We start from the raw sequence: 24,491 nt of genomic DNA on the forward strand, positions 1-24,491 counted from the left end.
GCCGTGCGGTTTCAACTGACGCGGGAACAGCAGGAAGTGCGCCGGGCCGTGCGGGGGGTCGTGGATCGTTGGGCGGGTGCGGGTGGGTCGTGGCCGGCCGCGCCCCGCGGCGGAGCCGCGGATCGACACGGCCCCGCGCCCCTTGAGGGCGTTGCCCGGCCCGGCGAGGGTCCGCCCCGTCTGGACCGGGAGATGTGGCGGGCGCTCGGGGACCTGGGGTTCTTCTCGCTTCGGTTGGACGAAGCCGACGGCGGGGCCGGACTGGGGCTGCCCGAGGCCGTGTTGGCCTTCGAGGAGGCCGGGCGGGGGCTGGTGCCCGGGCCGCTCGTCGCCACGCATCTCGCCGCGGGGGACGTGCCTGGTGCCGCCCGAGGGGAGACCGTCGTCGCCGCCGTGGACGGGCGGATCGTGGAGTGGATGGACGAGGCCGACGTCGTGCTGCGGGGTGCCGAGGGGGCCGTACCGCTGGCGTCGGTCGATCCGTTGACGCCCCTGCACCGGGTGCCGGCGCCGGGGCGGACCGATCCCGTCGCCGTGCTGCTGACCGCCGCCGAGCAGCTCGGCACCGCCGGGCGCGTGTGCGAGCTGGCCGTGCAACACGCCCGGACCCGAGAGCAGTTCGGGCAGCCGATCGGGGCGTTCCAGGCCGTCAAGCACCTGTGCGCCGAGCTGCTGGTGCGGGCCGAGGTGGCCCGCGCGGCCGTCTACGCGGCGGCCGTCACCGCCGACCGGGCGGACATCGCCGCGGCCCGGCTGCTCGCCGACGAGGCCGCCGTACGGGGCGCCCGCGACTGTCTCCAGGTGCACGGCGGCATGGGCTTCACCTGGGAGTCCGAGGTGCATCTGCACCTGAAGCGGGCGTGGGTGAGGGCGCAGCGTGCCGGCGGCGGCACGGAGAGTGAGGAGCTGCTCGCGGCCGATCTGGCGGCCTGAACGCCCCTGGTCTGGGAGCCCGCCGAAGCCGTACCCATGGATGTCGCGGATTGTGGCATGCCGGAATCACGGAGCGTTGATACCGGGTTGTGTCCTAAGGGTGACCCGTCACGTCCCGGAGTCGGCGCCCCGCTCCGGTACCTTCTGTGGGATGCGAGTGGCTGCGAGCACGAGCCGGGCCGGTGTTGCCTCTGGGGCGAGGCCGGATCAGGGCTGTTCGACTGCTCGCGACGGGCGTCGCACAGTATGCCGCACGGGTACTCCTTCGCGCTGGAATATGCCCGAAGCGCTTGTTGGGGTGACTGTACGTCAACCATGCTGTCCCACAAGGGATTCACGTTCCGTGACTCCTGCTCTGGTCGTTGTTCTGGCCATGCAGAAAATGGCTACGATCGTGGCTCTCGCCGTGCTGCGCGCACGGCGTGAGGTCATGTGTCCGCCGGTTCGGATGGTGTGAGCGGTGCAGGTGCTTCAAGTGCAGCTGGAGATCCGGCCCGACCCCGCCGAGGTCGGGCGCGCCCGCAGGTGGGCCCGCTCGCGCCTCGTCGGGTCCGGCATAACGGCCGACGAGCCGCTCGCCGAGACGCTGATCCTGCTCGTCTCCGAACTGGTCACCAACGCCGTGGTGCACACCGGCCGGCCGGCCGTGCTGCGCCTGTCGCTGCCCGGGGTGACGGCGGAGACGGCCACCGTCCGCGTCGAGGTGGCCGACTCCAGCGACCGGGCCCCGGTGCCGCGTTGTCTCGACGGCGACGCGACCGGCGGGCGCGGGCTCGCCCTGGTCGACGGGCTCGCCGACCGCTGGGGCTGGAGCCCCGAGGGTGCCGGCAAGCGCATCTGGTGCGAGCTGGACCGCTGCGGCGCCCGGGGCGCGGGGGGCGGCGCGCTGTCGTACGGCACCGTCGCCTTCGAGGTGGTCTGACCGGCGCGGGTCCGTCAGCGGCGGGGCACGGATGCAGAATCGGCCGCCCCGGGAGGGGGCTGCCGTGGCGGTGCGCCGGGACGTGCTCCCGTGCGCGGTCGTGTCGGGCTCGGCGCGGGCAACAAATCCCCGAACGGCTGTTGACGCACCGTGTCCGGGTGATCACGCTGGTGGTCAGCGATTCGCCGCGAGGGGACGACGAGGGCTTCGGTGACGCAAGTCCTCGACGAGTGTGGGTCGTGACTCGGCGTCGGTCCCCTCGGGGCCTTCGGGGATCGGGGCGGGAGCGTCGGGTCGGTGGGTGGCGCGCGGTGCCGTGCTCGGGGCGGACCATCGCGCGCCGCCGGCCGGACTCCCCGGCTCACAGCACGGCGACGGGGGCCACCGGTGTGCCGGTCGCGCCCACGAACGGCTCGGGCATCGCCGACAGCAGGAACGCGTACCGGCCGCTTTCTCCACAGGCTGTGGACAACTCTTCGAGGTTCCAGTTCTGGCCCTGGAGCATGCCCATCTCCACCAGGTCCAGCGCGTGCACCGGCAGCCACAGGTCCTCGATCTCCGGCGGGAAGATCTCGAAGGTGAGGGTGTCGTTGGCGACGGCGGCCACATCGCGCGCGTGGAACCACTCGGGGGTGCGCACCGAGAGCCCGGGAGACGGGTAGCCGTACCCCTCCTTGTTCCCGGCGAGGTAGACCTGCACCTGCCCGGTCCGTACGAGCACCACGTCCCCCGCGCGCACGCGCGTGCCGGCGAGTTCCTCGGCGGCCTCCAGGTCCTCCGGCGTCACCGCGTGGCCGCCCGCCAGCCGCTCCACGCCCCGCGCGCGGGCCACGTCCAGCAGCACCCCGCGCGAGACGAGGTGCGCCACCTTGTCGATGCCGCCGAACCCGGCGCCCCCGTGGGCGGTCACGGTGCCGGCGGGGCGGCCGTTGTAGAGCCGGCCCGAGTGCGAGACGTGCGTCAGCGCGTCCCAGTGGGTGCCCGCCTGCAGTCCCATGGTCACGGCGTCGTCGCTGCACGCGACCGTCCCCGGGCCGAACAGCTCCTGGTTGACCTGCACCATGACGTGCAGCGGGTTCACCCGCCCCGGGATCATCCCGGTCTGCACGCCGTCCTGCTTCAGGGGCAGGGCGAGGGGCACGCGGCGGCCGGTGCGGACGGTCGCGGCGGCCTCCCGCACCACCTCGTCGGTGATCAGGTTGAGGGTGCCGATCTCGTCGTCGGAGCCCCAACGCCCCCAGTTGTTCACGCGCTTGGCGATCTCGTGGAACTCGGCGGGCAACGACATCGGCCCTCCCCGGGGCTTGTCTGAGGCGGTCTGACGGGTCATAAAATCTAACGGTCCGTCAGAAACCGCGGGAAGGGGCCGGTCGTGGGGAACTTCTTGGCAGGCAAGGTCGTCGCCGTGACCGGCGCCGGGCGCGGCATCGGACGGGCGGTGGCCCTGGCCGCGGCGGCGGAGGGGGCGAAGGTCGTCGTCAACGACTACGGCGTCTCCGTCGACGGCTCCGCGCCCACCAGCGAGGTCGCCGAGGGCGTGGTCAAGGAGATCGAGGCGGCCGGCGGGGAGGCCGTCGCCGTGGCCGACGACGTGTCCACGATGGCGGGCGGCGCGCGGATCGTGGAGACGGCGCTGGCGTCGTACGGGCGGCTCGACGGGGCGGTGTGCGTCGCCGGCATCCTGCGCGAGCGGATGCTGTTCAACATGACCGAGGAGGAGTGGGACCCGGTCGTCGCCACGCATCTCAAGGGAACGTTCACGGTCTTCCGGGCGGCCTCGGCGGTGATGCGCAGGCAGCGGTCCGGGACGCTGATCGGGTTCACCAGCGGCAACCACCAGGGCTCCGTCTCGCAGGCCAACTACAGCGCGGCGAAGGGCGGGATCATCTCGCTGGTGCGCAGCGCCGCGCTGGGCCTGCACAAGTACGGGGTGACCGCCAACGCGGTGGCGCCGGTGGCCCGTACGCGGATGTCCGCCAACGTGCCCACGGAGCTGGCGGAGATCGGGGAGCCGGAGGACGTGGCCGCCCTCGTGGTCTACCTGCTGTCGGACCGCGCGAAGGAGATCACCGGACAGGTGTACACGATCGCCGGGCCGAAGCTGGCGGTGTGGGCGCAGCCGAGGGAACTGCGCGCGGCGTACGCCGAGGGCTCCTCCTGGACTCCGGAGCGGATAGCGGAGTTCCTGCCGGGGTCGGTGGGGGTGGATCCGATGCCGATGCTCCGGCAGGTGGAGGCCATGGAGCGGGCGGCGCGGGACGGGGCACGGCCGAACGCCTGAGAGCTCCCGCCCCCTGAGTCGGCATCCGTGCCCGGCGTCATGAGGAGATGTCAGTGGACTTTGGATTCGCCGCCGAGGACGAGGAGTTCCGGTGGGAGGCCCGCGCCTGGCTCGCGGCGCACGCCTCTGACGCGGACGACCGCCGTGCCTGGGAGCGCGTGCTCGGCAAGGCCGGCTGGATCGGGCTCGGCTGGACCGCGGCCGGGTACGGCAACCGGACCGCCACGCTCACCCAGCAGGTCGTCTGGGCCGAGGAGTACGCGCGGTCCGGGGCGCCGCCCCGCTCCGGGCACATCGGCGAGAACCTGCTCGCGCCCACCCTCCTCGCACACGGCACGGACGAGCAGAAGGCCCGCTTCCTGCCGCCCGTCGCCGCGGGGGAGGAACTGTGGTGCCAGGGGTACAGCGAGCCCGGCGCCGGCTCGGACCTCGCCGGGGTGCGGACGAGGGCCGTGCGGGACTCGGACGGGACGTACCGCGTCACCGGGCAGAAGATCTGGACCTCGCTCGCCCACGAGGCCGACTGGTGCTTCGTGCTGGCGCGGACCGAGGAGGGGTCGCGGCGGCACCACGGGCTGACCTTTCTGCTGCTGCCCATGGACCAGCCGGGGCGGATCGAGGTACGGCCCATCCGGCAGCTGACCGGGACCAGCGACTTCAACGAGGTCTTCTTCGACGGCGCGCACGCGCGCGGGGAGCACGTCGTCGGCGGAGAGGGGCAGGGCTGGCGGGTCGCGATGAGCCTGCTGGGGTTCGAGCGGGGGGTGTCGACGCTCGCCCAACAGGTCGGTTTCGCACAGGAGTTGACGCGGGTGGTACGGACGGCGGTACGGACCGGCGCGGTCGCCGACCCCGTCGTACGCGACGCGCTCGTGCGGCTGTGGGCCGAACTGCGGGCCATGCGCTGGAACGCCCTGCGCACCCTGGGCGGCGGTGGGGACGGGGGCGCGCCGAGCGTGGCCAAGCTGCTGTGGGCCGGCTGGCACCAGCGGCTCGGGGAGCTCGCGGTACGGGTGCGCGGGGCCGAGGCGTCCGTGGGACCGGCGGACTGGTCGCCGTCGGCGCCGTACGAACTCGACCGGGACCAGCACCTGTTCCTGTTCTCCCGCGCCGACACGATCTACGGCGGCTCGGACCAGGTGCAGCGCACGATCATCGCCGAGCGGGTGCTCGGTCTGCCGAGAGAGCCCAAGGGGGCCGAGTGATGCGCGGTGTGGTGTACGACGGCAAACGGGTCGAGGTCGTGGAGGACCTGGAGGTGCGCGACCCGGGGCCGGGGGAGGTGCTGGTGGCGATCTCGGCGGCCGGGCTCTGCCACAGCGATCTGTCGGTGGTGGACGGGACCATACCGTTCCCGGTTCCTGTGGTGCTCGGCCATGAGGGCGCCGGGGTGGTGGAGGCGGTGGGTGTGGGCGTCACCCATGTGTCGCCCGGCGACCATGTGGCGCTGTCCACGCTGGCGAACTGCGGGACGTGCGCGGACTGCGACCGGGGGCGGCCGACCATGTGCCGGCAGGCCATCGGGCGGCCGGGGCGGCCGTTCGCGCGGGGCGGTCGGCCGGTGTACCAGTTCGCGTCCAACTCCGCCTTCGTGGAGCGGACCGTGGTGAAGGCCGTGCAGGCGGTGCGGGTGCCCAAGGACATCCCCCTGCCGTGCGCCGCGCTGATCGGGTGCGGGGTGCTGACGGGGGTGGGGGCCGTGCTCAACCGGGCGCGGGTCGACCGGGGGGAGTCGGTGCTGGTCATCGGCACCGGCGGGATCGGGCTCAACGTCATCCAGGGGGCGCGGATCGCGGGCGCGTCGCGGATCGTCGCCGTGGACGCGAACCCGGCGAAGGAGGCGGTCGCGCGGCAGTTCGGGGCGACGCACTTCCTGACCTCCACGGACGGGGTGAGGGAGATCCTGCCCACCGGGGCCGACCACGCCTTCGAGTGCGTGGGCCGGGTGGAGCTGATCCGGCAGGCGATCGACCTGCTCGACCGGCACGGGCAGGCGGTGCTGCTGGGCGTGCCGGCGGCGACCGCGCAGGCGTCCTTCCTCGTCTCCTCCCTGTACCTGGACAAGTCGATCCTGGGCTGCCGCTACGGCTCGTCACGGCCTCAGCACGACATCGCCCTCTACGCCGAGCTGTACCGCTCCGGACGCCTGCTGCTGGACGAACTGGTCACGGAGACCTACCCGATCGAGGACTTCGAGAAGGCGAAGGCAGACGCGGAGGCGGGCCGGGTGGCACGGGGGGTGCTCACGTTCTGAGCGTGAGAGGGCCGGGGCACGGCGCACACGGCGGTGACCCGGCGGACGGCCGAGACGCTGGTCCGGGGCCTGAGGTGAACGGGCCGTTCGAGTGGGGGGTGTTGTCAGTGAGGGGACTTACTGTCGTGGCATGAGCTACCGCGATGTCGTCTCGCCGCGGGTCCTCGCCTGGGCCTGCACCTCGGTCGGGGCCCGCATGCCGGTGGCCATGGCTCCGCTCGCCGTGGTCTTCCTGGTGCGGGAGCGGCCCGGGGGGTACGCGCTGGGCGCGGTCCTCGCCGCGGCGTACGTGATCGGCGAGATCGTGGGCGCCCCGGTGCTCGGCATGCGGCTGCGTCCCGAGCGGGCCCGCCCGCAACTGGTCGCCGGGCTTGCGACCGGGGCCGCCGGTTTCGCCGGGCTGGGCGCGTTACCGGGCGCGCACCCGGTGGTCCTCGCCGCCTTCGCCGCCCTGGCCGGCGCCGCGCCCGCCGCCTCCACGGGCGCGCTGCGCTCGCTGCTCACCGACCTGGTGCCCGAGCGGGCGGTGCCGCAGGCGCTGTCCGCCGAGTCGATGCTCAACTCCGCCGTCTGGGCCGTCTCCCCGGTCGCCGTCACCGGCCTCGCCCTCGGCGTCGCCCCGCGCGCCCCGCTGCTGCTCGCGGCCGCCCTGATGGCCGCGTCGGTCGGCGGGCTGTGGCTGCTGCCGGCCGGCTGGCGGGCGGAGGGCCGGCGGGCGGGGGAGTCGCCGCTCGCGCTGCTGGCCGCCGCCTGGCCCCTGTTCGTCACCGGCGCGGCCGGCCTCGCCCTGCTGGGCCTCGCCGAACTCGTCCTGCCCGCCCTGCTCGACCAGCGCGGCATCCGCGTCGGCTGGTCCGGTCCGATGCTGACGGGACTGGCCGTGGGCGGCGCGCTCGGGGCCTTCCTCTACGGGCTGCGCGGCTGGCCGGGGACGCTGCGCACCCGGAGCGCCGTGCTGATGGGCGCGATGTCGGCGTGCGTGACCCTCGTCGCGCTGATACCGCACCCGGCCGGGATCGCCGCGGCGCTGGCCGTCGGCGGCGTCCTGCAGTCGGCCGTGCTGCTCACCCGCAACCTGTCGCTGCGCGCGGCCCTCCCGGCGAGCGCGCAGGCCGCCGGGTACGCGGTGATGTACGCGGCCGGCGGCGCGGGCTACGCGGCCACCGGCTCGCTTGCCGGGGCCCTGTTCGACGTGACGCGGCCGTCTACCGCCATCCTGGCCGGCGTGGCCCTCACCCTGCTGCTGACGGCGGTCGGCTGGTGGGGCGAGGCCCGCCGGGTGCGCCGGTCAGCGGACGGCGCCCACCTCGCCGTACCCGAGGAAGCCGCCGCCGCCCTGGCCGGCGGCCCGGAAGGTGCGGCGATACGCGGTGGGCGTGACCCCGAGCGCCGCCTGTAGGTGCTGCCGCATCGACTGCGCCGTCCCGAACCCGGCCTCCTGGGCCACCTGGTCCACGGACAGGTCGGTGGATTCCAGCAGGTGCCGGGCCCGCTCCACGCGCTGCTGGGTGAGCCACTGCCCGGGGCTGACACCGGTCTCCTCGCGGAAGCGGCGGGTGAAGGTGCGCACCGACATGGACTCCTGCGCGGCCATGTCGCGCAGCTGGATCGGCTCGTGCAGCCGGCCCAGGGCCCAGGCGCGGGCCGTGGTCGTGGTGGCCTGCTGCGGGTCGGGCACCGGGCGGTGGATGTACTGCGCCTGCCCGCCGTCGCGGTGCGGCGGTACGACGGTGCGGCGGGCCACCTCGTTGGCGACGGCCGCTCCGTGGTCGCGGCGCACCATGTGCAGGCACAGGTCGATGCCGGCCGCGACGCCCGCCGAGGTGAGCACGTCGCCGTCGTCGATGAACAGCACGTCCGGATCGACGTCGATCCGCGGGAAGAGGCGTTGCAGCTGGTCGGTCTCGGCCCAGTGGGTGGTGGCGCGGCGGCCGTCCAGGTAGCCGGCGGCGGCCAGGACGAAGACGCCGGTGCAGATGGAGGCGAGCCGGGTGCCGGGGCGGATGTGGGCGAGGGCGGCGGCCAGTTCGGGGGTGAGGACGCCCTCCTCGAAGACGGGGCCGAGTTCGTAAGACGCCGGGACGACGACCGTGTCGGCGGTGGCGAGGAGTTCGGGGCCGTTCTCCACGGTGATCGAGAAGTCGGCGTCGGTGCGCACCGGGCCCGGTGGCCGCAGCGAGCAGGTGAGGACCTCGTACAGGCGCCGTCCCAGGGCGTCCCTGGGACGGCCGAAGATGCGGTGCGGGATGCCCAGCTCGAAGGGCAGCAGCCCGTCCATGGCGAGCACGACGACGCGATGCGGACGACCTCTCTCAGGACCCATGGCCCGATCCTAACGAATGCTGTCCTTCGGGCCAGTGGCCGTGATCCTCCCCCGCAGCGGATGCTTTGTGTCGTGACCCAGACAACCGAGGCCGCAGCCGCCGCAGAGGACACCCAGCCGACCAGGACGTTCCGTATCCACCGGGCGTGGTTCGTCGCCGCCGTCACCTTCGTGACGATCGTCGGCGCCGCCGCCTTCCGCTCGCTGCCCGGACTGCTGATCGACCCGCTGCACGAGGAGTTCGGCTGGTCGCGCGGCACGATCGGCGCCGCGGTCTCCATCAACCTGTCGCTGTACGGTCTGACGGCCCCCTTCGCGGCGGCGCTGATGGACCGCTTCGGCATCCGCCGCGTGGTGGCCGTGGCGCTCACCGTGATCGCGCTCGGCTCGGGCATGACGGTGTGGATGACGTCGGCCTGGCAGCTGCTGCTGTGCTGGGGACTGCTGGTGGGCCTCGGCTCCGGTTCGATGGCCCTGGCCTTCGCGGCGACCGTCACCAACCGCTGGTTCACCGAGCGCCGGGGACTGGTGACCGGCATCCTGACCGCCGCGTCCGCCTCCGGCCAGCTGATCTTCCTGCCGCTGCTGTCCTGGATCGTCGAGAAGCACGACTGGCGCCCGGCGGCCGTCACGGTGGCCCTGGCCGCCCTCGCGGTCGTGCCCTTCGTCTGGCTGCTGCTGCGCGACCACCCGGCCGACGTGGGCCAGAAGCCGTACGGCGCCGCGGAGTTCGTGCCGAAGCCGCCGCCCGCGCGGGGGGCCGCGCGCCGTGCCGTCGGGGTCCTGCTGACGGCGTCCCGCACCGGAACGTTCTGGCTGCTGGCCGGCACCTTCGCGATCTGCGGCGCCTCCACCAACGGCCTGATCCAGACCCACTTCGTGCCGGCCGCGCACGACCACGGCATGCCGGTGACGGCGGCGGCCTCGCTGCTCGCGGTGATCGGCGTGTTCGACGTGGTCGGCACGATCGCCTCCGGTTGGTTCACCGACCGCTTCGAACCGCGCCGCCTGCTCGCCGTCTACTACGCCCTGCGCGGCCTGAGCCTGCTGTTCCTGCCCATGCTCCTGGCCCCCTCCGTCCACCCGCCGATGCTCTTCTTCATCGTCTTCTACGGTCTCGACTGGGTCGCCACCGTCCCGCCGACCGTGGCCCTGTGCCGCGAGCAGTTCGGCGACGACAGCGCCATCGTCTTCGGCTGGGTCCTCGCCTCCCACCAGGTGGGCGCCGCCCTGGTCGCCTTCCTCGGCGGCGTCGCCCGGGACGCCTTCGGCTCCTACGACATGGTCTGGTACGCCTCCGGCGCCCTGTGCGCGGCGGCCGCACTGATGGCGCTGGTGATCCGCCGCAAGCCGCGGACCGTCCTGGCCGTGGCGTGACGGCGGCCTAGCGGAAGCGCCCCCTGTGGAACAGCAGGGGTGCGCTCTCCTCGTCGTTCGTGCCCAGTGCCGCCACCCGGCCCACCACGATGAGGTGGTCGCCGCCCGTGTGGACCGCGTGGATCGTGCAGTCGATCCAGGCGAGGGTGCCCGCCAGGCGCGGCGCCCCGGACACGGGTGCCGTGTCGTAGCGCACGCCCGCGAACTTGTCCGCGCCGCTGACCGCGAAGGCGCGGCACAGGTCGGACTGGCCGGCGGCGAGGACGTTGACGCAGAAGACGCCGGCGCGGGCGATGCGCGGCCAGGTCGTCGACGTACGGCCGACCATGAAGGCGACCAGGGGCGGGTCCAGGGACAGGGACGAGAAGGACTGGCAGGCGAAACCGGCGTCGGGCGGGGCGGTGACGATGGTCACGCCGGTCGCGAAGGCGCCCAGGACGCGGCGGAACCCGGCCTGGTCGACAGGAGGGCGTTCGTCCTCGCGGACGCAGCGCAGCTCCGGGCGCGGCAGCGCTTCTACGGGGGCCGGGGTGCCGGCCGACCTGAGGTAGCGGACGGCGGCGGCGGCCGCCCCTGCGTGTCCCATCACGTCTCCCATTGAAGCTGACGGAGCGTCAGATGCATAGGGGTCAGCGGCCCCGGTACTCCGGGGTTCTGCGCTCCACGAAGCTGCGTACGCCCTCCTGGGCGTCCGCCGTCGTCATGTTGATCTCCTGGGCGGCGGCCTCGGCGGCGAAGGCCGTCGCGCGGTCGGCGTCGAGGGAGGCGTTGACCAGCTGTTTGGTCAGGGCCAGGGCGCGGGTGGGGCCGGCGGCCAGCCGTTCCGCCCAGGCGCGGGCCGTCTTGGCCAGGTCCTCGTCGGGCACGACCCGGTTGACCAGGCCGAGGCGTGCGGCGTCGGCGGCGGACAGCGCGTCGCCGAAGAACATCAGCTCCTTCGCGCGCTGCGGGCCGACCAGGCGGGGCAGCAGATACGCCCCGCCGCCGTCGGGGACCAGCCCGCGCCGTACGAACACCTCGATGAACGCCGCCGACTCCGCCGCCAGGACGAGGTCACAGGCGAGCGCGAGATGCGCGCCGAGGCCCGCCGCCGTGCCGTTGACCGCCGCGATCACCGGCTTCTCGCAGTCCAGGACGGCGGCGACCAGGCGCTGGGCGCCGAGACGGAGCATGCGCGCCACGTCCCCGGCGACCCGCTCCCCGCCCCTCGGGCCGCCGCCGCGCAGGTCCGCCCCCGCGCAGAAACCGCGCCCGGTGCCGGTCAGGACGACGGCCCGCACCTCGGGGTCGGCCGACGCCTGCTCCAACAACCGTACGAGCAGGTCGCGTTGGCCGGGAGTGAGGGCGTTGAGCGCGTCCGGCCGGTTTAGGGTGAGGTAGGCGACCCGGCCCTCGGTCGTGTGCAGCAGCTCGGTCACCGGCACACCGCCAGCGCGTCCAGCGCCACGGCGCCCTGTCCCCGGGGCAGCACCATCAGCGGGTTGACGTCGAGCTCGGCGAGCTCGTCCCCGAGCTCCAGCGCCATCCGCTGCACCCGCAGGACGACCTCGACGAGCGCCTCCAGATCGGCCGGCGGCCGCCCCCGCACCCCGTCCAGCAACGCCCGCCCGCGCAGGTCGCCGAGCATGTCCCGGGCCTGCTGCTCGCCGAAGGGCGGCACGCGTACGGCCACGTCGTGCAGCACCTCGACCAGCACCCCGCCGAGCCCCACCGTCACCGTCGGCCCGAACAGGTCGTCGTGGGTGACCCCGACGACCATCTCCACGCCCCGCTCGACCATCTGGCAGACCAGCACGCCGTCCAGCGACACGCCCTCGTAGCGGGCGATGTCGGTCAACTCCCGGTAGGCGTCCCGCACTTGGCTGGCCGATGTCAGGCCCACCTTCACCAGCCCGAGTTCGGTCTTGTGGGCGATCTGCGCGCCGGACGCCTTCATCACCACCGGATAGCCGACCAGCCCCGCCGCCCGCACGGCCGCCGCCGCGCTGGTCACCAGCTGCTCGCGCGGCACGCGGATGCCGTACGCGCGCAGCAGTTGCTTGGCCGCGTGCTCGCTCAGCTGCTGCCCGGGCTTCATCAGCGCCTGCGCCTTGCGGAAGGAGGGCGAGGGAGTGCGCGGCGCCTCGTCGAAGGGGGAGCGGTAGCCGGCGACGAAGCGGTGGTGGTCGAGATAGGCGCGCACGGCGGTGATGCAGTTCGCGGCGGTGCGGAAGGTGGCCACGCGGGAGGAGCCGAGGAGCACCTCGCGGTAGGCCGGCTCGGTGCCGACCGGCGAGCCCCACACCACGCACACCAGCTTCTCCGACTGCTCGGCCGCGTCCACCAGGTCCCGCACGAGCCGGTCGCTCAGCGGCGGGAACGGGCCGGTGATCGGGCAGATCAGCACGCCCACGGCCGGGTCGGCGAGGATCGCGTCGATGATCTTCCGGCCGCGTTCGTCGCCGACCGGATGGCCGCCGTTGTCGACCGGGTTGGCCACGCTCAGGTACGGCGGTATCCACTGGTGCAGCTCGTCCTGCCGGGCCCGCGACAGCACCGGCAGCCGCAGCCCCGCCTCGGTCGCGAGGTCGGCGAAGTGGGCGCCGGTGCCGCCGGAGATGGAGTAGACGACGACGCCGTCGGCCTGCGGCGGCCGGGCGCGGGCCAACAGGGTCGCGGTGTCCTGGAGTTCGTCGAGGCCGTCCACCCGGATCACGCCGAACTGCCGCATCGCCGCGTCCACCACCGTGTCGGCGCCGGTGAGCTTGCCGGTGTGGGAGGCGGCCGTGCGGGCGCCGGTCTCGGTGCGGCCGACCTTCACGGCGACCACCGGCACCCCGCGGCGGGCGGCGCGGTCGGCGGCGAGCAGGAAGGAGCGGCCGTCCTTGAGGCCCTCGACGTAGCAGGCGATGGCGCCGACCTCGGGCTGCTCGGCGAAGTAGGACAGGAAGTCGGCGGTCTCCAGGTCCGCCTCGTTGCCGGTGGGCGCCCAGTGGGAGAGGCGGACGCCGAGTTCCTGGAGGGCGAAGACGGGGCGCCCCTGGTGTCCGGACTGGGTGATCAGGGCGATGGCGGGGCCGTCGAGGTCGTCGCGGAACCGCTCGAAGGCGTTGAGGTTGGTGTTGGGGCCCAGCAGCCGCATTCCGGACTCCTCCACGGCGGCGGCCAGCCGTGCCTGCGCGGCGGCGCCCTCCTCGCCGGTCTCGGCGAACCCGGAGGCGAAGACGACCGCGAACCTGGCTTTGGCCTCGGAGAGTTCCTCGACCACCGGCAGCGGGTCGCCGACCAGCACCACCGCCAGGTCGACCGGCTCGGGCAGGTCGGCGACCCGGGCGGCGCAGGGCAGGCCGAAGACGGACGTCCGGCGCGGATGCACCGGGTGCAGCCGGGCCCCGACCCGCTCGGCCCAGGCCACCAGCTGCCGGGTGATCCCGGTGTTGGGCCGCCCCTCGGCGTCCGAGGCGCCGATCACCGCGACGGACTCGGGCCGGAAGAAGCGGTCCAGATCGGGTACGTCCGCGTACAGCGGCCGCCCGCTGACATCGAGGTCGTCCACCTCGGCGGGCCGGCCGTGAACGGCGGGCCCGGGCTGCTCGCCGCAGGCGATGACCCGGGCCCGGCGGGAGTCGGTGGTGAGGGTGCCGTGGGTTGATCCAAGCATCGGTCCGCCCGCTCCTGTGTGACAGCTGACAACTGACAGCCAATAACTGACGTAGTGTCAGATTAGGTGAACTGACGCAGTGTCAGGAACCGCTGTGCACGCAAAGTTGGTGAACCCGCAACTGGATCAACCACCGGCCCGGCCGGCGCTCAGAGGGCGGCCAGCACCTCCTTCGCCACCCGCTCGCCCGAGCGCACCGCGCCGTCCATGAAGCCCGTCCAGTACGTGGAGGTCTCCGTGCCGGCCCAGTGGATGCCGCCGACGGGGGCGCGCAGGGCGGGGCCGTACTCGGTCAGGACGCCGGGCGGGGCGTAGGCGACCGGGCCGCCGCGGGAGAAGCCCTCGTTGTCCCAGCGCTGGAGGACGAAGGAGGTGGGGGACTTGGCCTTGTCGCCGAAGTAGGTGGCGTAGTCCTTCAGCACGGCCGCCTTCACCTCGTCCACCCCGGCGGCGTCGTACGCCCGCATCTCGTCGGCCTCGATGAAGCCCATCAGGGCGCCGTAGGAGGCGTCGGGCGGGGAGTTGTCGAAGGTGGAGCGGACCACGCCGGAGTCGCTGACGACCTGGCCGTTGAGACCGTCGGCCCGCCAGAACGGGGTGTCGTAGACGGCGATCGCCTTGCCGATGGAGCCCATCGGCATGCGCTGGCCGAGCTGGTCGCGGGCGGCCGGCAGCAGCGGGTCGAAGGCGATACGGCCGGTCAGCGGCAGCGGCACGGCGATGACGACCTTCTTCGCCGTGACCGTGATGCCGTCGGCGGTGACCACGTACCTGCTCCCGGACCGCGCCACCGACCGCACCGGCGCGCCCAGCACCACCCGGTCGCCGAGCGTGGCCGCCAGTTTGATCGGCACCTGCTGGGAGCCGCCGACGAAACGGGACTCCTGGGCGCCGCCCGCGGTGTCGGTGAGGCGCTCCAGGGTGCCGGCGTTGGACTCGTTGCCGGCGGCGGCGATGTAGAACAGGACGTACAGGAGCGAGAGTTCGCGGGGCTGCGCCGAGAAGATCGACGTACAGGCCACGTCCAGCAGGAACTTGGCCGACGGGATCACCGCGTTGGCGTTCAGCCAGCTCTCGAAGGTCTGCTTGTCCCACTCGGCGGCCTTGGCGGCCGTCCAGGGCGCGGCCACCGGCACCGTCTTGGCCATGTCGTCCAACTCGGCCTGCACGATGGCCGCGTTGGCGAGCCCGGCCGCGTCCACGGGCGGCACCGAGCCGAGCAGGCCGTCGGTGGCGTAGGGGGTGCGGGTGCCGTCCTTGTAGAGGAGGTTCTTGCCGGTGTTGTACGTCGTGAAGGTGGCCACGCCGAGCGAGTCGGCGAGCGCCTTGATGCGGTCCTGGGTGGGGCCGATGAACTCGCCGCCGCCCTCGGTGACCCCGCCGTTCGCCAGCGACAGGTTCACCACCCGGCCGCCGACGCGGTCGCGGGCCTCCAGGACGGCCACCGTCTTGCCGCCGGCCACCAGGTCGCGGGCCGCGGTCAGTCCGGCGAGCCCGCCGCCGACGACACAGACGTCCACGTCACGGCTGGTCGCCGCGGTGGCGGTACCCGCGGCGGCGCCGGTGAGGGCGACGGCGCCCGCGGCGGCCGCGGCACCGCCGAGGAGGGAACGGCGGGAGAGGGAGCGGGGGTCGTGCTGTCTTTCACGTGCCACGTGCATCCTCCGTCGTAGAGCCCCGAGGCGGGACTAGAGGTGGGTGGAGCTGGAAAGGTGAGCAGGGCTCACATTCTGGCCCCGTGCGGCGGCGCGGTACAGCACTTCCGGCACATCGGCATCACAGCCAACGGGTCGCGTGCACAGAGGGGTTGGAGAACTCCGTCAGCCGGGCAGGCGGGACAGGGCGTGGCCCTCCCGCTTCACGATCGCCCTCGCGATCTTCTCCGCGTCGATCGCCATCTCGCGGAACATGCCGCTGATCGGGTTGGTGTAGCCCTGGAAGTACAGGCCCGGCACGCCCTCCGGCGTACGGGCGCCGTGCACGACCGGCCTTCCGCGCGCGTCGAGCACGTCGAGGTGGCCGACCAGGCCCTCCAGGCCGCGGGCGTAACCGGTCGCGGCGATCACCGCGTCGGGGGAGAGCCGGGTGCCGTCGGCGAGGATCACCTTGTCGTCCTCGAAGCCGTCGACGGCGGCGACGATCTCGACCTTGCCCGTGCGGACGGCGTCGATCAGACCGACGTCCAGCACCGGGATGGAGCCCTCCTTCACGCGGGTGTAGAGGCCGGTGTCCGGGCGGGGCAGCCCGTGCGCGCTCAGGTCGGGCACGCTCAGCTTGGCCACCGGTCTCGCCAGCCGGTCCACGAGCCCGGTCGGCAGCCGCCGTACGAGGATGCTGGTGCGCTGCGTGGGCCAGCCCGCCGTCGAGCGGCGCACGATGTGCGGGACCGTCCGCACGGCCAGCCGCACCCGCGCGGCCCCGCCCTCCACCAGGTCCACGGCGATCTCCGCGCCCGTGTTGCCCACGCCGACGACGAGCACGTCCCGGCCGGCGTACGGCCGGGCGTTGCGGTACTCGCCCGCGTGCAGCAGCTCACCGCCGTACCCCTCGCGCCCGGGCCAGTCCGGCAGCCGCGGGGTGTGGTTGTAGCCGGTGGCGACGACGACCGCGGCGCCGGTCAGCTCCCGCCCGCCGGTGGCGTGCAGCAGCCAGCCGGAGCCGTCGGGGGAGCGCTCGACGCGGGAGACCTCGACACCGGTGACGATCTCCAGCTCGTGGTGCTCGGCGTACTTCTCCAGGTACCGCACCACGTCGTCCCGGCCGACCCAGCGCCCGAACCGGCGCGGCATCGGCAGCCCCGGCAGGGCCGACAGCCGGCGGGTCGTGTGCAGCCGCAGCCGGTCGTAGTGGCGCCGCCAGGAGGCGCCCACCTGGTCGGACTTCTCCAGGACGACGGCCCGTATGCCCCGGGCCCGCAGCGCGTACGCGACGGAGAGCCCGCCGGGGCCGCCGCCGATGACGTAGACGGGGCGGCCCGACGGGCTCGTGGACGGTGTGGAGTCGGCCATGTGCGCGAGCGTAATCACGCACCAGGTTGATGGGTCTCGGTCAAGACCGGAATTGGTTGCGGATTGATCACGCATGGAGGAGGGGTGGGTGGGGCTTGTGACGTAGGACACGTGGTTGTGTGGGTACGGAGCACGCGCCCCGCCCTCCTACGCGCTCACTTGGCCTTGTAGCCCGTCACCTTGGCGATCCAGGTGATGAAGTCGCCCGGGTCGGTGTTGGCGCCGTGGCCCTGGTCCCAGTAGTACAGGTGGTTCACGTCGTCGCCGAGGTTGTCCAGGCGGGCGGCCAGGTTGGCGGAGATGACGTGCGAGGTGTCCGTGTCGCTGGTGCCCAGGCGGATCCACCAGTGCTTCGAGCGGCGCCCGTTGACCTTCTCCACCAGGTGGTACATCGGGTTCATCAGGGTGAGCTTCTCGGGGATGTCGCTCGCGACCCGCTTGGAGCTGAGCCCGGTGGTGTCGTTCTCGGCGCCGTACGCCGTGAAGTGGCGGGCCTCGGTGGTGCCCGCGCCGAACTCGTTGTTCTCGCCGGCCGACAGGTCGAAGGCGTCGAAGGCCGGGGCGGTCTTCTTGCGGGCGCCGACGTGGGTGAGGTAGTCCGCCCAGGTGAAGGTGGCCTTCTCGCCGTCCCATGAGATGAAGGTGTTCTTCGCCAGGTACGTCTCGCGCTCGGAGTCCGACAGCGCGGCGAGGTAGGTGGTGGCCGACGGCTCCATGTACTGCTTGAGCAGGTACTCGTCGTAGTTGCGGGCGGTCAGCGCGCCGAAGCCGGAGCCCCTGAGCCCGCGCAGCTTCAGGGACGCCTGGTACTCGGCGAACTGCGCCCGGAGCTCCTTCGACACCGTCTGGTCGACGACCTTGCCGGTGGACTGGGTGACGTTCGTGCCCCAGTTCCACTCGTAGGCGCCGTCGGCGTGCTCCAGGTCGGTGATCGGGCACCAGGCGCCGACCGCGAAGATCGCGTCGGAGGCGTCGGCCGCGCCGATCTCCTCCAGGTAGGAGTCGTAGATCGGGCTGTCGCCGGAGGCGCCGAGCAGCGAGGACAGTGCGCCGCCGGCGCTGGTGCCCGCGGAGACGATCCGGTCGACGTCACCGGGGATGCGGCCCTTGTTCGACTTGATGTACCGCACCGCCGCCTTGAGGTCGACGATCGCCGCGGGGGCGGTGCCGTAGTACTCGCCGGAGGAGTTCTTGAGGGTACGGCCGCGGGCGCCGGGCTCGACGACGACGTACCCGGCGGCCAGGGCCAGGAGCTGGTTGGTGGCGAGGGCGCCGCCGGTGGCGTTGGTGTTGCCGTTGGCACCGGGGGCCGAGGCGCTCGACGAGGCGCTCGCGGAGGGCGCCCCGCTCGGCATGCCGCCTCCGGCGCCCATGCCCCCGCCGCCGATGCCGGTGGCGTCGGCCACGGACGACGGCATGTAACCGCCGACCGAGTTCGCGAACAGGATCGGGGCGTCGCTCGCGTCGACGGCCTTGCCGTCGATCTCGACCGGCACGCTCACGTTCAGCGACTGGTAGGTCTCGTCGACCGGCTTGGCGACGTAGGTGATCGCCTTCCAGAAGTGGTAGGTCACCTCGTGGTCGTCGCCGTTGGTGTCGGTGACGGTCGTGGTCAGCTTCGTGTAAGCGTCCGGGTCGAAGACCAGCGAGTTCGACGACGAGGACGACGACGAGCTGCCGGACGCGTTCGCGTTCAGCGCTATGCCGCCGACGGCGGCGACGCCGGCGGTGGCGCCGATCCCCAAGACGACGCTCCTGCGCTTGACGGCCCTGTGCTTCACGGTACGGCTCCCTGTGTCGGTGGGCTTGCGACTGTGAAGGTAGCGAGACTGTCGACGAGATTGCCAACAATCCGCCGCTATTCATGGAGGATGCACAGCTTCATGGCGGACGCACAGGTTTCGCCCAGGCCGGCTTCAGGTGCACCGGCCTTCCCGAGGCGCCCGATCTGACGTACCGTCAGATTCCATGGACACGATCTGGCTCAGTGGCGCCGAGTGGCTGGCCGTGCTGCGGATGGGGCTCGGCCTGTGGTGGCTGGAGAGCTGGCGGCACAAGGACAGGAAGGGCTGGTTCGAGCGCGGCACGGGCATCGCGTGGGCGGCGGACGTGGCGGCCGGACACCGCTGGAACGCGGTCCGTTCGGGCTTCGACGTGGTGGTGAGGCCGCGCCCGCGGACGATGGCGTACATCGTCGTCTACGCCGAACTCGCCCTGGGCCTGGGCCTGACCGCCGGCTTCCTGACCCCGGTCGCGCTGGTCGGCGGCCTGCTGCTGAACCTCCTCTACTTCACCCTCATGATCCACGACTGGGCCGAGCAGGGGCAGAACCTGATGATGGCGCTGATCTCCGTGGTGGCGCTGTTCGGGATGGCGTGGCAGACGTGGTCGGTGGACAGCGCGCTGGGGCTCTTCTGATGGGCGGCACGCGGTACGACGTCCCGGAGGCCGACGCCTTCACCCGCGCCTACTGGGACGCGGCCGCCGAGGGCCGGCTGCTGATCCGCCGGTGCGGGGCGTGCGGGCGGGCGCATCACTACCCGCGGGAGTTCTGCCCGCACTGCTGGAGCGAGGACGTGGCGTGGGAGCCGGCGAGCGGGCGGGCGGTGCTCTACACCTGGTCCGTCGTCCACCGCAACGACCTGCCGCCCTTCGGCGAGCGCACACCGTACGTCGCCGCGGTCGTCGACCTCGCGGAGGGGCCGCGGATGATGACCGAGGTCGTGGAGTGCGGGGCGGGGGAGCTGCGGGCGGGGATGGAGCTGGAGGTGACGTTCCGGGACGGGGTGCCGGTGTTCCGGCCGCCGCGGGGAGGTGCCGGGGCGTTCCGGCCGCGCGGCTGAGACGGAGCGGTTTGAATGGGCGGCATGACCACCGTCCGCAAACAGAACTTCCCCACCCTCAAGGGCCGCGGTCTGCGTCTGCGCCCCTGGGACGCCGACTCCGAGGCCGACGTCGCGGTCTGGTTCCGCGGGCTCACCGACCCCGAGTTCCGGCGCTGGAACACGCCGATCCGGGCCGTCACCGACCTCGACAGCGCGCGGGAGTCGCTGCTGGGCAAGGAGCAGGCCGCGGCCGAGGGCACGGCCGCGTCGTACTGCGTCACCGACGCGGCGAGCGGCAGGACGCTCGGGCACATAGGGGTCAACGCCATCCACCCCGTGCTGCGCAGCGCCCGCGTCGGCTACTGGGTGCTGCCCGAGGCGCGGGGCCGCGGGGTCGCCACCCGGGCCCTCGCCGTCGCCTCCCACTGGGCCCTGACCGACCTCGGCCTGCACCGCCTGGAACTCGACCACGCCCTCGGCCACGAGGCGTCGTGCCGGATCGCCGAACGGTGCGGTTACCGGTACGAGGGGACGCTGCGCGGCGCGATGTTCGAGGCGGGGCGGCACGACGCGTTCCGGGACATGCACCTGCACGGACGGCTGGCGACGGATCCGGAGCCGTCGCCCGAGGGGGCCGGGGCCGCGTGAGCGACTGGCGCCTGACCACCGACGTCGAGGAGTTCCTGACCGACGCCGGGGACTTCCTGCACACCCGCCCGGCCCTGCACACCGTCCCGCTCACGGTGACCGAACGGCTGCGGACACGAGGACCGAGGGCGTACGGCGACGAGCCGCCCCACTTCGGCGTACTGGAGCGCGACGGCACGGTCCGAGCCGCCTTCTTCCGCACCCCGCCCCACCCCCTCAACGTCACGTCCCTGACCGCCGAGGAGGCCGACACCCTCGCCGCCCACCTGGCCCGCCTCGGCCACGCCCTCCCCGGCGTCTCCGCCGAGGTCCCCACCGCCGCCGCGTTCGCCGGGGCGTGGACGCGGCACACGGGAGTGCCCGCCGCGCTGTCCCAGCACAAACGCCTGTACCGTCTGGGCACGTTCACGCCTCCGCAACTCGTCCCCGAGGGCCGCCCCCGCATCGCGACGCGGGCCGACCGGGAGCAACTGGTGTGCTGGTACGGCGAGTTCCAGGAGCAGATCGGCGCCACGGCGGACGGGAGGGGGCCGGCCTGGGCCGAGGACCGCATCGCCTGCGGCGGCATCACGTTCTGGGAGACACCCGACGGCACCCCCGTCTCCATGGCCGGAGCCCTCCCCATGGTCGCCGGGCAGATCCGCGTCGCCCCCGTCTACACCCCGGCCCACCTGCGCGGCCGCGGTTACGCGGGCGCGGTCACGGCCGAGGTCAGCCGGGCGGCGCTGGCGGCGGGCGCGGAGGAGGTCGTGCTCTTCACCGACCTTTCCAACCCCACCAGCAACGCCCTGTACCAGCGCATCGGATACCGGCCCGTGGCGGACTTCGCCGTGTACGGGTTTCAGGGCCAGAGCAGGTCCTGAGCCCAACCGGCCTCCGTGCGGCGGTAGTTCAGCCGTACGTGCCGTCGCCGCTCGTCGCCCTGGAAGAACTCCACCGCCTCCGGCCGCAGCCGGTAGAGCGTCCAGGTCGGGACGGGTGCGTCCGGGTCCTGCCGGGCCCGCTCCCAGGCCGCCTCGGAGGCGTCGGCCAACTCCTCCAGTGAGCCCAGGACTTCGCTCTGCCGTCCGGTCAGCGCGGCGGCCAGGGCGCCCGTCGAGCGGGCGTGCAGGTCGGCCTGGGAGTCCTGGGCCGGGGCGGCGGTGACCGGGCCCCGCAGGCGGACCTGGCGGCCCAGGACCGGCCAGTAGAAGGCGACGGCCGCGTACGGGCGCGCCGCCAGGTGCCCGCCCTTGCGGCTGCTCGCATGCGTCGCGAACGACCACCCCTCCGCGTCCGCCCCGTGCAGCATCACGATCCGTACGTCCGGGTCGCCGTCCGCGTCCGCCGTCGCCAGCGACATCGTGTGCGGCTCCGGCTGCCCCGCCGCCACTGCCTCCGCGAACCACGCCGTGAACAGCGCGAGCGGGTCGGCGGGCGCGGTGGCCGGGTCGAAGGCGGGCAGCGTCGTGACCTCGGGGGCCCACACCCGCAGCGACCTCAGCAGCTCGTGAAGATCCGTTGCCATGCCCCGATTGTCACGTACGGCACAGCTGCGCCGTCACCACGCCGTGCAGCAGCTCCGCGTCCACGAACTCGCCGGGCCCAGGGGCCCCGCAGCGCCAGGCGAGCGGGTACGTGTCGCCGTCCGGCGCCGGTACGCCGACGTACTCGTGCCGCGCGGGCGGCGAGGACCGGGTGAAGCGGCGCACGCCGGGCGGCCAGTCGTGCTCCGCGCTTTCGCCGGGCGCGAGCAGGAAGTACGTCCACCGGCAGCCGTTCGCTTCGCGGATCACCGGGCCCGGGTGGCCGTCGGTGAGGTCGAGGAGGTGGTGGACGACGGCCTCCGCGCGGATGCCGCACATTCTGACGGCGTCGAAGTGGACTCCGGCGAGGCGGAGTTGGAGGCCGGTCCTGGGGACCCAATTCGGGGTGAGTTTCGGCGTCATGGGTATGAGCGTTGCGGTGATTGCGTAGCGTGACCAGGTGAACACGGTCCACAGTGGGGTTTGTGGGGAGGAAGGTGGTCGTCGTGGGATCGATGGGGCGGCGGATCGTCGGTGAGCTGATCCGGGTTCACCGTGCGCGGCTGGGGATCACGCAGAAGGAGGCGGCAGACCTGACGCATGTGTCCGAGTCGTGCTTCGGGTCGTACGAGAGGGCTGAGCGGATCCCTCCGACGGAGTTTCTCAAGGACGCGGACGTGGCGCTTGATGCCCGGGGCGCGCTCATCGCCTGCATCGAGCTGATGGAGACGGAGAAGTATCCGCCCCGGTTCGTGGAGTGGGCGCGACTGGAACGGGACGCACGGGTGATCAGTGCGTACGAGACGATGCTCATCCCAGGGCTGTTGCAGACGAAGGCGTACGCACGGGCTCTGTACGAAGCCCGTCGACCGGCGTACACCGAGGAGCAGGTGCAGCAGCATGTCGACGCCCGGTTGGAACGGCAGGCGGTGCTGATGCGGCAACCGCCGCCGTACGTGGGCTATGTGATCGAGGAGTCGGTGCTGGAACGCACTCTCGGTGGCTCGGCGGTGCTGAAGGAGCAACTGCTGCACTTGCTGGAGTGCAACAGGAGCATGAAGCATCTGACGGTCCAGGTCATGCCGAGCACCCGCCACACGCACGCAGGACTCATGGGGCCGTTCCATCTGATGAGCACCGCCGAGGGACGCAATCTGGTGTACGTGGAGGCGCAGGGCGGCGGTAAGTTGATCCACGAGCCGTTGCAGGTGAGCGATCTGTTCGACCTCTTCGGCATGCTGCGGGCCCAGGCGCTCAACCCGGAGGAGTCCGCGGAGCTCATCGAGAGGAAGGCGGGGCAACTGTGATCAGCAACGAACTGGCCTGGTTCAAGTCTAGCTACAGCGGCAACGAAGGCGAGGCCTGCCTCGAAATAGCCCCCACCCCCACCACCATCCACATCCGCGACTCCAAGCACCCGCACCCCGACTCCGCCTCCCCCACCCTCTCCGTAACGCCCACCACCTGGACGGCCTTCCTCCGTACCGTCCGTTGAGGCGCTCCCTCGGTGCCGTGGCCGTGGGGCTGCTGCTCGGCGCCCTCACCTCGTGCGCCTCCGAGCCCGACCCCACCCTCACCGCGCCGGAGACCTTCTACCTGCGCCCCGTCGGCGACAAGTCCGGCACCCACGACAAGATGCCCTTCCACCTCGCGGCGAGCGGCGGCCGTACGCTCACCGCCGACGCCGAAGGCCCCGTCACCCTGCGCAGGAGCGGGAACTGCACGGGCAGCCCCACACACGTGACCTGTGAGGTCGGCGCCGAGTACGACAACTGGTCCGACAGCCCCCGCGTCTCCCCGGTCGCCGCCAAGGGCAGCAAGGCCGGGGACACCGGCGCCGTACGGTTCACGTACACCACGGCGAAGGGCAAGGAGCTCACCGCCCGCACGAAGGTGGTCGTGGGCGAGCCGGTCGTCGAGGCGCTCACCCCGACCTACCTCACGGGCGTCCGCCCGGACGCCGACCTGACCGAACCGGTCGTCGTACGGAACACCGGCGAGGTCCCGGTCAAGGGCCTCGGCCTCGAACTGAGCGCCAACAACATGGAGTTCGCGGAGAGGTACGGCAACTGCCGTTACCCGGACGTCTCGCACGGCCACATCGCCGTCTGCGAGCTGCCGGATCTGCGCATCGCCCCGGGCGAGACCGTCGTGCTGCGGCCCGCGCTGAGGCTGCGCACCTCCAAGACGGTGATGTACCCGTCGTTCGGCCACGACGTGTGGGCCCTGGACATGGGGCCCGGTCACTACGGCAGTCACCCGAAGGGCGGCGACCACGGCGACGGCCCGGATCTCGTCGCCGAGCCCGGGAAGGCCCCCCGCGGCCCCTTCGTGGCGGGCGGCGGCAGCACCTACCTCGTCCTGGACACCCACGCCGACTACGAGGTCGACGACGTCGACCTGCACGGCGCCCCCGGCACCGAGCGCACCTTCCACCTGACCGTGCGCAACAACGGCCCCGCCGACGCCGGCGCCACCGCCCAGCTGGTCTTCGATCCGCCGCTGGGGATGACCATGGTGAAACAGCCCATGGAGGAGTACGACGACGACGTCTACCAGCCCTACTGCAAGAGCGACGGCTCCACGTACACCTGTGACGTCGGTCCGCTCGCGCCCGGCAAGACCCGCGCCTTCGAGTTCACCATGCGGCTGGGCGAGCCGGGCGAAGGCCACCTCACCCTCCGGGACAAGGGGCCGACCAGTGCCTGGGACCGCGGCCGTCAGGACGACGTACCGGCCAACGACGAAGCGGTGATCACCGTGAGCCGGTGAGCC

The 24,491-nt window shown here is 72.8% G+C and carries 24 protein-coding genes; 14 read left to right on the forward strand and 10 right to left on the reverse strand.

What is annotated here, in order from left to right; all coding sequences use genetic code 11:
* Positions 1-3 precede the first annotated feature (3 nt).
* Positions 4-933, forward strand: a complete 930-nt coding sequence (locus tag ACYF6T_RS11060) for an acyl-CoA dehydrogenase family protein (RefSeq protein WP_461695553.1) — start codon at positions 4-6, stop codon at positions 931-933.
* Positions 934-1,408: 475 nt separating this feature from the next.
* Positions 1,409-1,855, forward strand: coding sequence for an ATP-binding protein (locus ACYF6T_RS11065; protein ID WP_461695651.1), 447 nt, complete (start codon positions 1,409-1,411; stop codon positions 1,853-1,855).
* Between the two features lie 361 nt (positions 1,856-2,216).
* Here the strand turns inward: ACYF6T_RS11065 and ACYF6T_RS11070 are convergent, their stop codons facing one another.
* Positions 2,217-3,143 carry a cyclase family protein gene (locus tag ACYF6T_RS11070; RefSeq protein WP_461695555.1) on the reverse strand — a complete coding sequence of 309 codons (927 nt, stop codon included), beginning with the start codon at positions 3,141-3,143 and terminating at the stop codon, positions 2,217-2,219.
* Positions 3,144-3,227: 84 nt separating this feature from the next.
* Here ACYF6T_RS11070 and ACYF6T_RS11075 point away from each other — a divergent pair, with 84 nt between their 5' ends.
* The 4 genes from ACYF6T_RS11075 to ACYF6T_RS11090 all read left to right on the forward strand — a co-directional run bounded on the left by ACYF6T_RS11075 (position 3,228) and on the right by ACYF6T_RS11090 (position 7,789).
* The gene (locus tag ACYF6T_RS11075; RefSeq protein WP_461695557.1) at positions 3,228-4,136 is read left to right on the forward strand and encodes an SDR family oxidoreductase; all 909 of its coding nucleotides are present in this window, start codon (positions 3,228-3,230) and stop codon (positions 4,134-4,136) included.
* 53 nt (positions 4,137-4,189) lie between these two features.
* A complete protein-coding gene (locus tag ACYF6T_RS11080) occupies positions 4,190-5,341 on the forward strand; it encodes an acyl-CoA dehydrogenase family protein (protein WP_461695559.1) in 1,152 nt (383 codons plus the stop codon).
* On the forward strand, positions 5,341-6,390 hold the full coding sequence (locus ACYF6T_RS11085) for a Zn-dependent alcohol dehydrogenase (protein WP_461695560.1): 1,050 nt from the start codon (positions 5,341-5,343) through the stop codon (positions 6,388-6,390). Before ACYF6T_RS11080 ends, ACYF6T_RS11085 begins: the two co-directional genes overlap by 1 nt.
* 130 nt (positions 6,391-6,520) lie before the next feature.
* On the forward strand, positions 6,521-7,789 hold the full coding sequence (locus ACYF6T_RS11090; protein ID WP_461695562.1) for an MFS transporter: 1,269 nt from the start codon (positions 6,521-6,523) through the stop codon (positions 7,787-7,789).
* Here ACYF6T_RS11090 and ACYF6T_RS11095 read toward each other — a convergent pair.
* Positions 7,679-8,713 (reverse strand): GlxA family transcriptional regulator, encoded by a 1,035-nt coding sequence (locus tag ACYF6T_RS11095; RefSeq protein WP_461695564.1) that lies wholly within the window; start codon positions 8,711-8,713, stop codon positions 7,679-7,681. The genes ACYF6T_RS11090 and ACYF6T_RS11095 overlap by 111 nt on opposite strands.
* A 72-nt stretch (positions 8,714-8,785) precedes the next feature.
* On the opposite strand from ACYF6T_RS11095, the gene ACYF6T_RS11100 reads away from it, so the two are divergent.
* Positions 8,786-10,090: an MFS transporter gene (locus tag ACYF6T_RS11100; RefSeq protein ID WP_461695565.1), complete on the forward strand. Its 1,305-nt coding sequence runs from the start codon at positions 8,786-8,788 to the stop codon at positions 10,088-10,090.
* Between the two features lie 7 nt (positions 10,091-10,097).
* Here the strand turns inward: ACYF6T_RS11100 and ACYF6T_RS11105 are convergent, their stop codons facing one another.
* The 6 genes from ACYF6T_RS11105 to ACYF6T_RS11130 all read right to left on the reverse strand — a co-directional run bounded on the left by ACYF6T_RS11105 (position 10,098) and on the right by ACYF6T_RS11130 (position 18,519).
* Positions 10,098-10,676, reverse strand: coding sequence for a flavin reductase family protein (locus ACYF6T_RS11105; protein ID WP_461695567.1), 579 nt, complete (start codon positions 10,674-10,676; stop codon positions 10,098-10,100).
* 43 nt (positions 10,677-10,719) lie between these two features.
* On the reverse strand, positions 10,720-11,514 hold the full coding sequence (locus tag ACYF6T_RS11110; protein WP_461695568.1) for an enoyl-CoA hydratase/isomerase family protein: 795 nt from the start codon (positions 11,512-11,514) through the stop codon (positions 10,720-10,722).
* Entirely contained in the window at positions 11,505-13,730 is a 2,226-nt protein-coding gene (locus tag ACYF6T_RS11115; RefSeq protein WP_461695570.1) for an acetate--CoA ligase family protein, read from the reverse strand. Before ACYF6T_RS11115 ends, ACYF6T_RS11110 begins: the two co-directional genes overlap by 10 nt.
* A 149-nt stretch (positions 13,731-13,879) precedes the next feature.
* Positions 13,880-15,385 (reverse strand): flavin monoamine oxidase family protein, encoded by a 1,506-nt coding sequence (locus ACYF6T_RS11120; RefSeq protein ID WP_461695572.1) that lies wholly within the window; start codon positions 15,383-15,385, stop codon positions 13,880-13,882.
* A gap of 165 nt (positions 15,386-15,550) precedes the next feature.
* Positions 15,551-16,738 (reverse strand): flavin-containing monooxygenase, encoded by a 1,188-nt coding sequence (locus tag ACYF6T_RS11125; protein ID WP_461695573.1) that lies wholly within the window; start codon positions 16,736-16,738, stop codon positions 15,551-15,553.
* Between the two features lie 155 nt (positions 16,739-16,893).
* The gene (locus tag ACYF6T_RS11130) at positions 16,894-18,519 is read right to left on the reverse strand and encodes a subtype B tannase (protein ID WP_461695574.1); all 1,626 of its coding nucleotides are present in this window, start codon (positions 18,517-18,519) and stop codon (positions 16,894-16,896) included.
* A 187-nt stretch (positions 18,520-18,706) separates the two neighbouring features.
* Between ACYF6T_RS11130 and ACYF6T_RS11135 the strand changes: the two genes are divergently transcribed.
* The 4 genes from ACYF6T_RS11135 to ACYF6T_RS11150 are packed head-to-tail and all read left to right on the forward strand — an operon-like array spanning position 18,707 to position 21,074.
* The gene (locus tag ACYF6T_RS11135; RefSeq protein ID WP_461695575.1) at positions 18,707-19,156 is read left to right on the forward strand and encodes a DoxX family protein; all 450 of its coding nucleotides are present in this window, start codon (positions 18,707-18,709) and stop codon (positions 19,154-19,156) included.
* Positions 19,156-19,581, forward strand: a complete 426-nt coding sequence (locus ACYF6T_RS11140; RefSeq protein WP_461695576.1) for a Zn-ribbon domain-containing OB-fold protein — start codon at positions 19,156-19,158, stop codon at positions 19,579-19,581. Before ACYF6T_RS11135 ends, ACYF6T_RS11140 begins: the two co-directional genes overlap by 1 nt.
* Before the next feature lie 24 nt (positions 19,582-19,605).
* Entirely contained in the window at positions 19,606-20,211 is a 606-nt protein-coding gene (locus tag ACYF6T_RS11145) for a GNAT family N-acetyltransferase (protein ID WP_461695577.1), read from the forward strand.
* Complete coding sequence (locus tag ACYF6T_RS11150) at positions 20,208-21,074, forward strand: GNAT family N-acetyltransferase (RefSeq protein WP_461695578.1); 867 nt, start codon at positions 20,208-20,210, stop codon at positions 21,072-21,074. Before ACYF6T_RS11145 ends, ACYF6T_RS11150 begins: the two co-directional genes overlap by 4 nt.
* On the opposite strand, the gene ACYF6T_RS11155 is transcribed toward ACYF6T_RS11150, so the two are convergent.
* Both ACYF6T_RS11155 and ACYF6T_RS11160 read right to left on the reverse strand, forming a co-directional pair.
* A complete protein-coding gene (locus ACYF6T_RS11155) occupies positions 21,053-21,718 on the reverse strand; it encodes a pyridoxine/pyridoxamine 5'-phosphate oxidase (protein ID WP_461695580.1) in 666 nt (221 codons plus the stop codon). The two genes, ACYF6T_RS11150 and ACYF6T_RS11155, sit on opposite strands and share 22 nt — an antisense overlap.
* A gap of 10 nt (positions 21,719-21,728) precedes the next feature.
* Entirely contained in the window at positions 21,729-22,139 is a 411-nt protein-coding gene (locus ACYF6T_RS11160; RefSeq protein WP_461695582.1) for a hypothetical protein, read from the reverse strand.
* A gap of 74 nt (positions 22,140-22,213) precedes the next feature.
* Between ACYF6T_RS11160 and ACYF6T_RS11165 the strand changes: the two genes are divergently transcribed.
* The 3 genes from ACYF6T_RS11165 to ACYF6T_RS11175 are packed head-to-tail and all read left to right on the forward strand — an operon-like array spanning position 22,214 to position 24,488.
* A complete protein-coding gene (locus ACYF6T_RS11165; RefSeq protein WP_461695584.1) occupies positions 22,214-23,023 on the forward strand; it encodes a helix-turn-helix domain-containing protein in 810 nt (269 codons plus the stop codon).
* The gene (locus tag ACYF6T_RS11170) at positions 23,020-23,211 is read left to right on the forward strand and encodes a DUF397 domain-containing protein (RefSeq protein WP_461695586.1); all 192 of its coding nucleotides are present in this window, start codon (positions 23,020-23,022) and stop codon (positions 23,209-23,211) included. The genes ACYF6T_RS11165 and ACYF6T_RS11170 overlap by 4 nt, the downstream gene beginning before the upstream one ends.
* Positions 23,212-23,228: 17 nt before the next feature.
* The gene (locus tag ACYF6T_RS11175; protein WP_461695588.1) at positions 23,229-24,488 is read left to right on the forward strand and encodes a hypothetical protein; all 1,260 of its coding nucleotides are present in this window, start codon (positions 23,229-23,231) and stop codon (positions 24,486-24,488) included.
* Positions 24,489-24,491 lie beyond the last annotated feature (3 nt).

It is taken from the genome of Streptomyces sp. 7R007, from assembly GCF_054850255.1.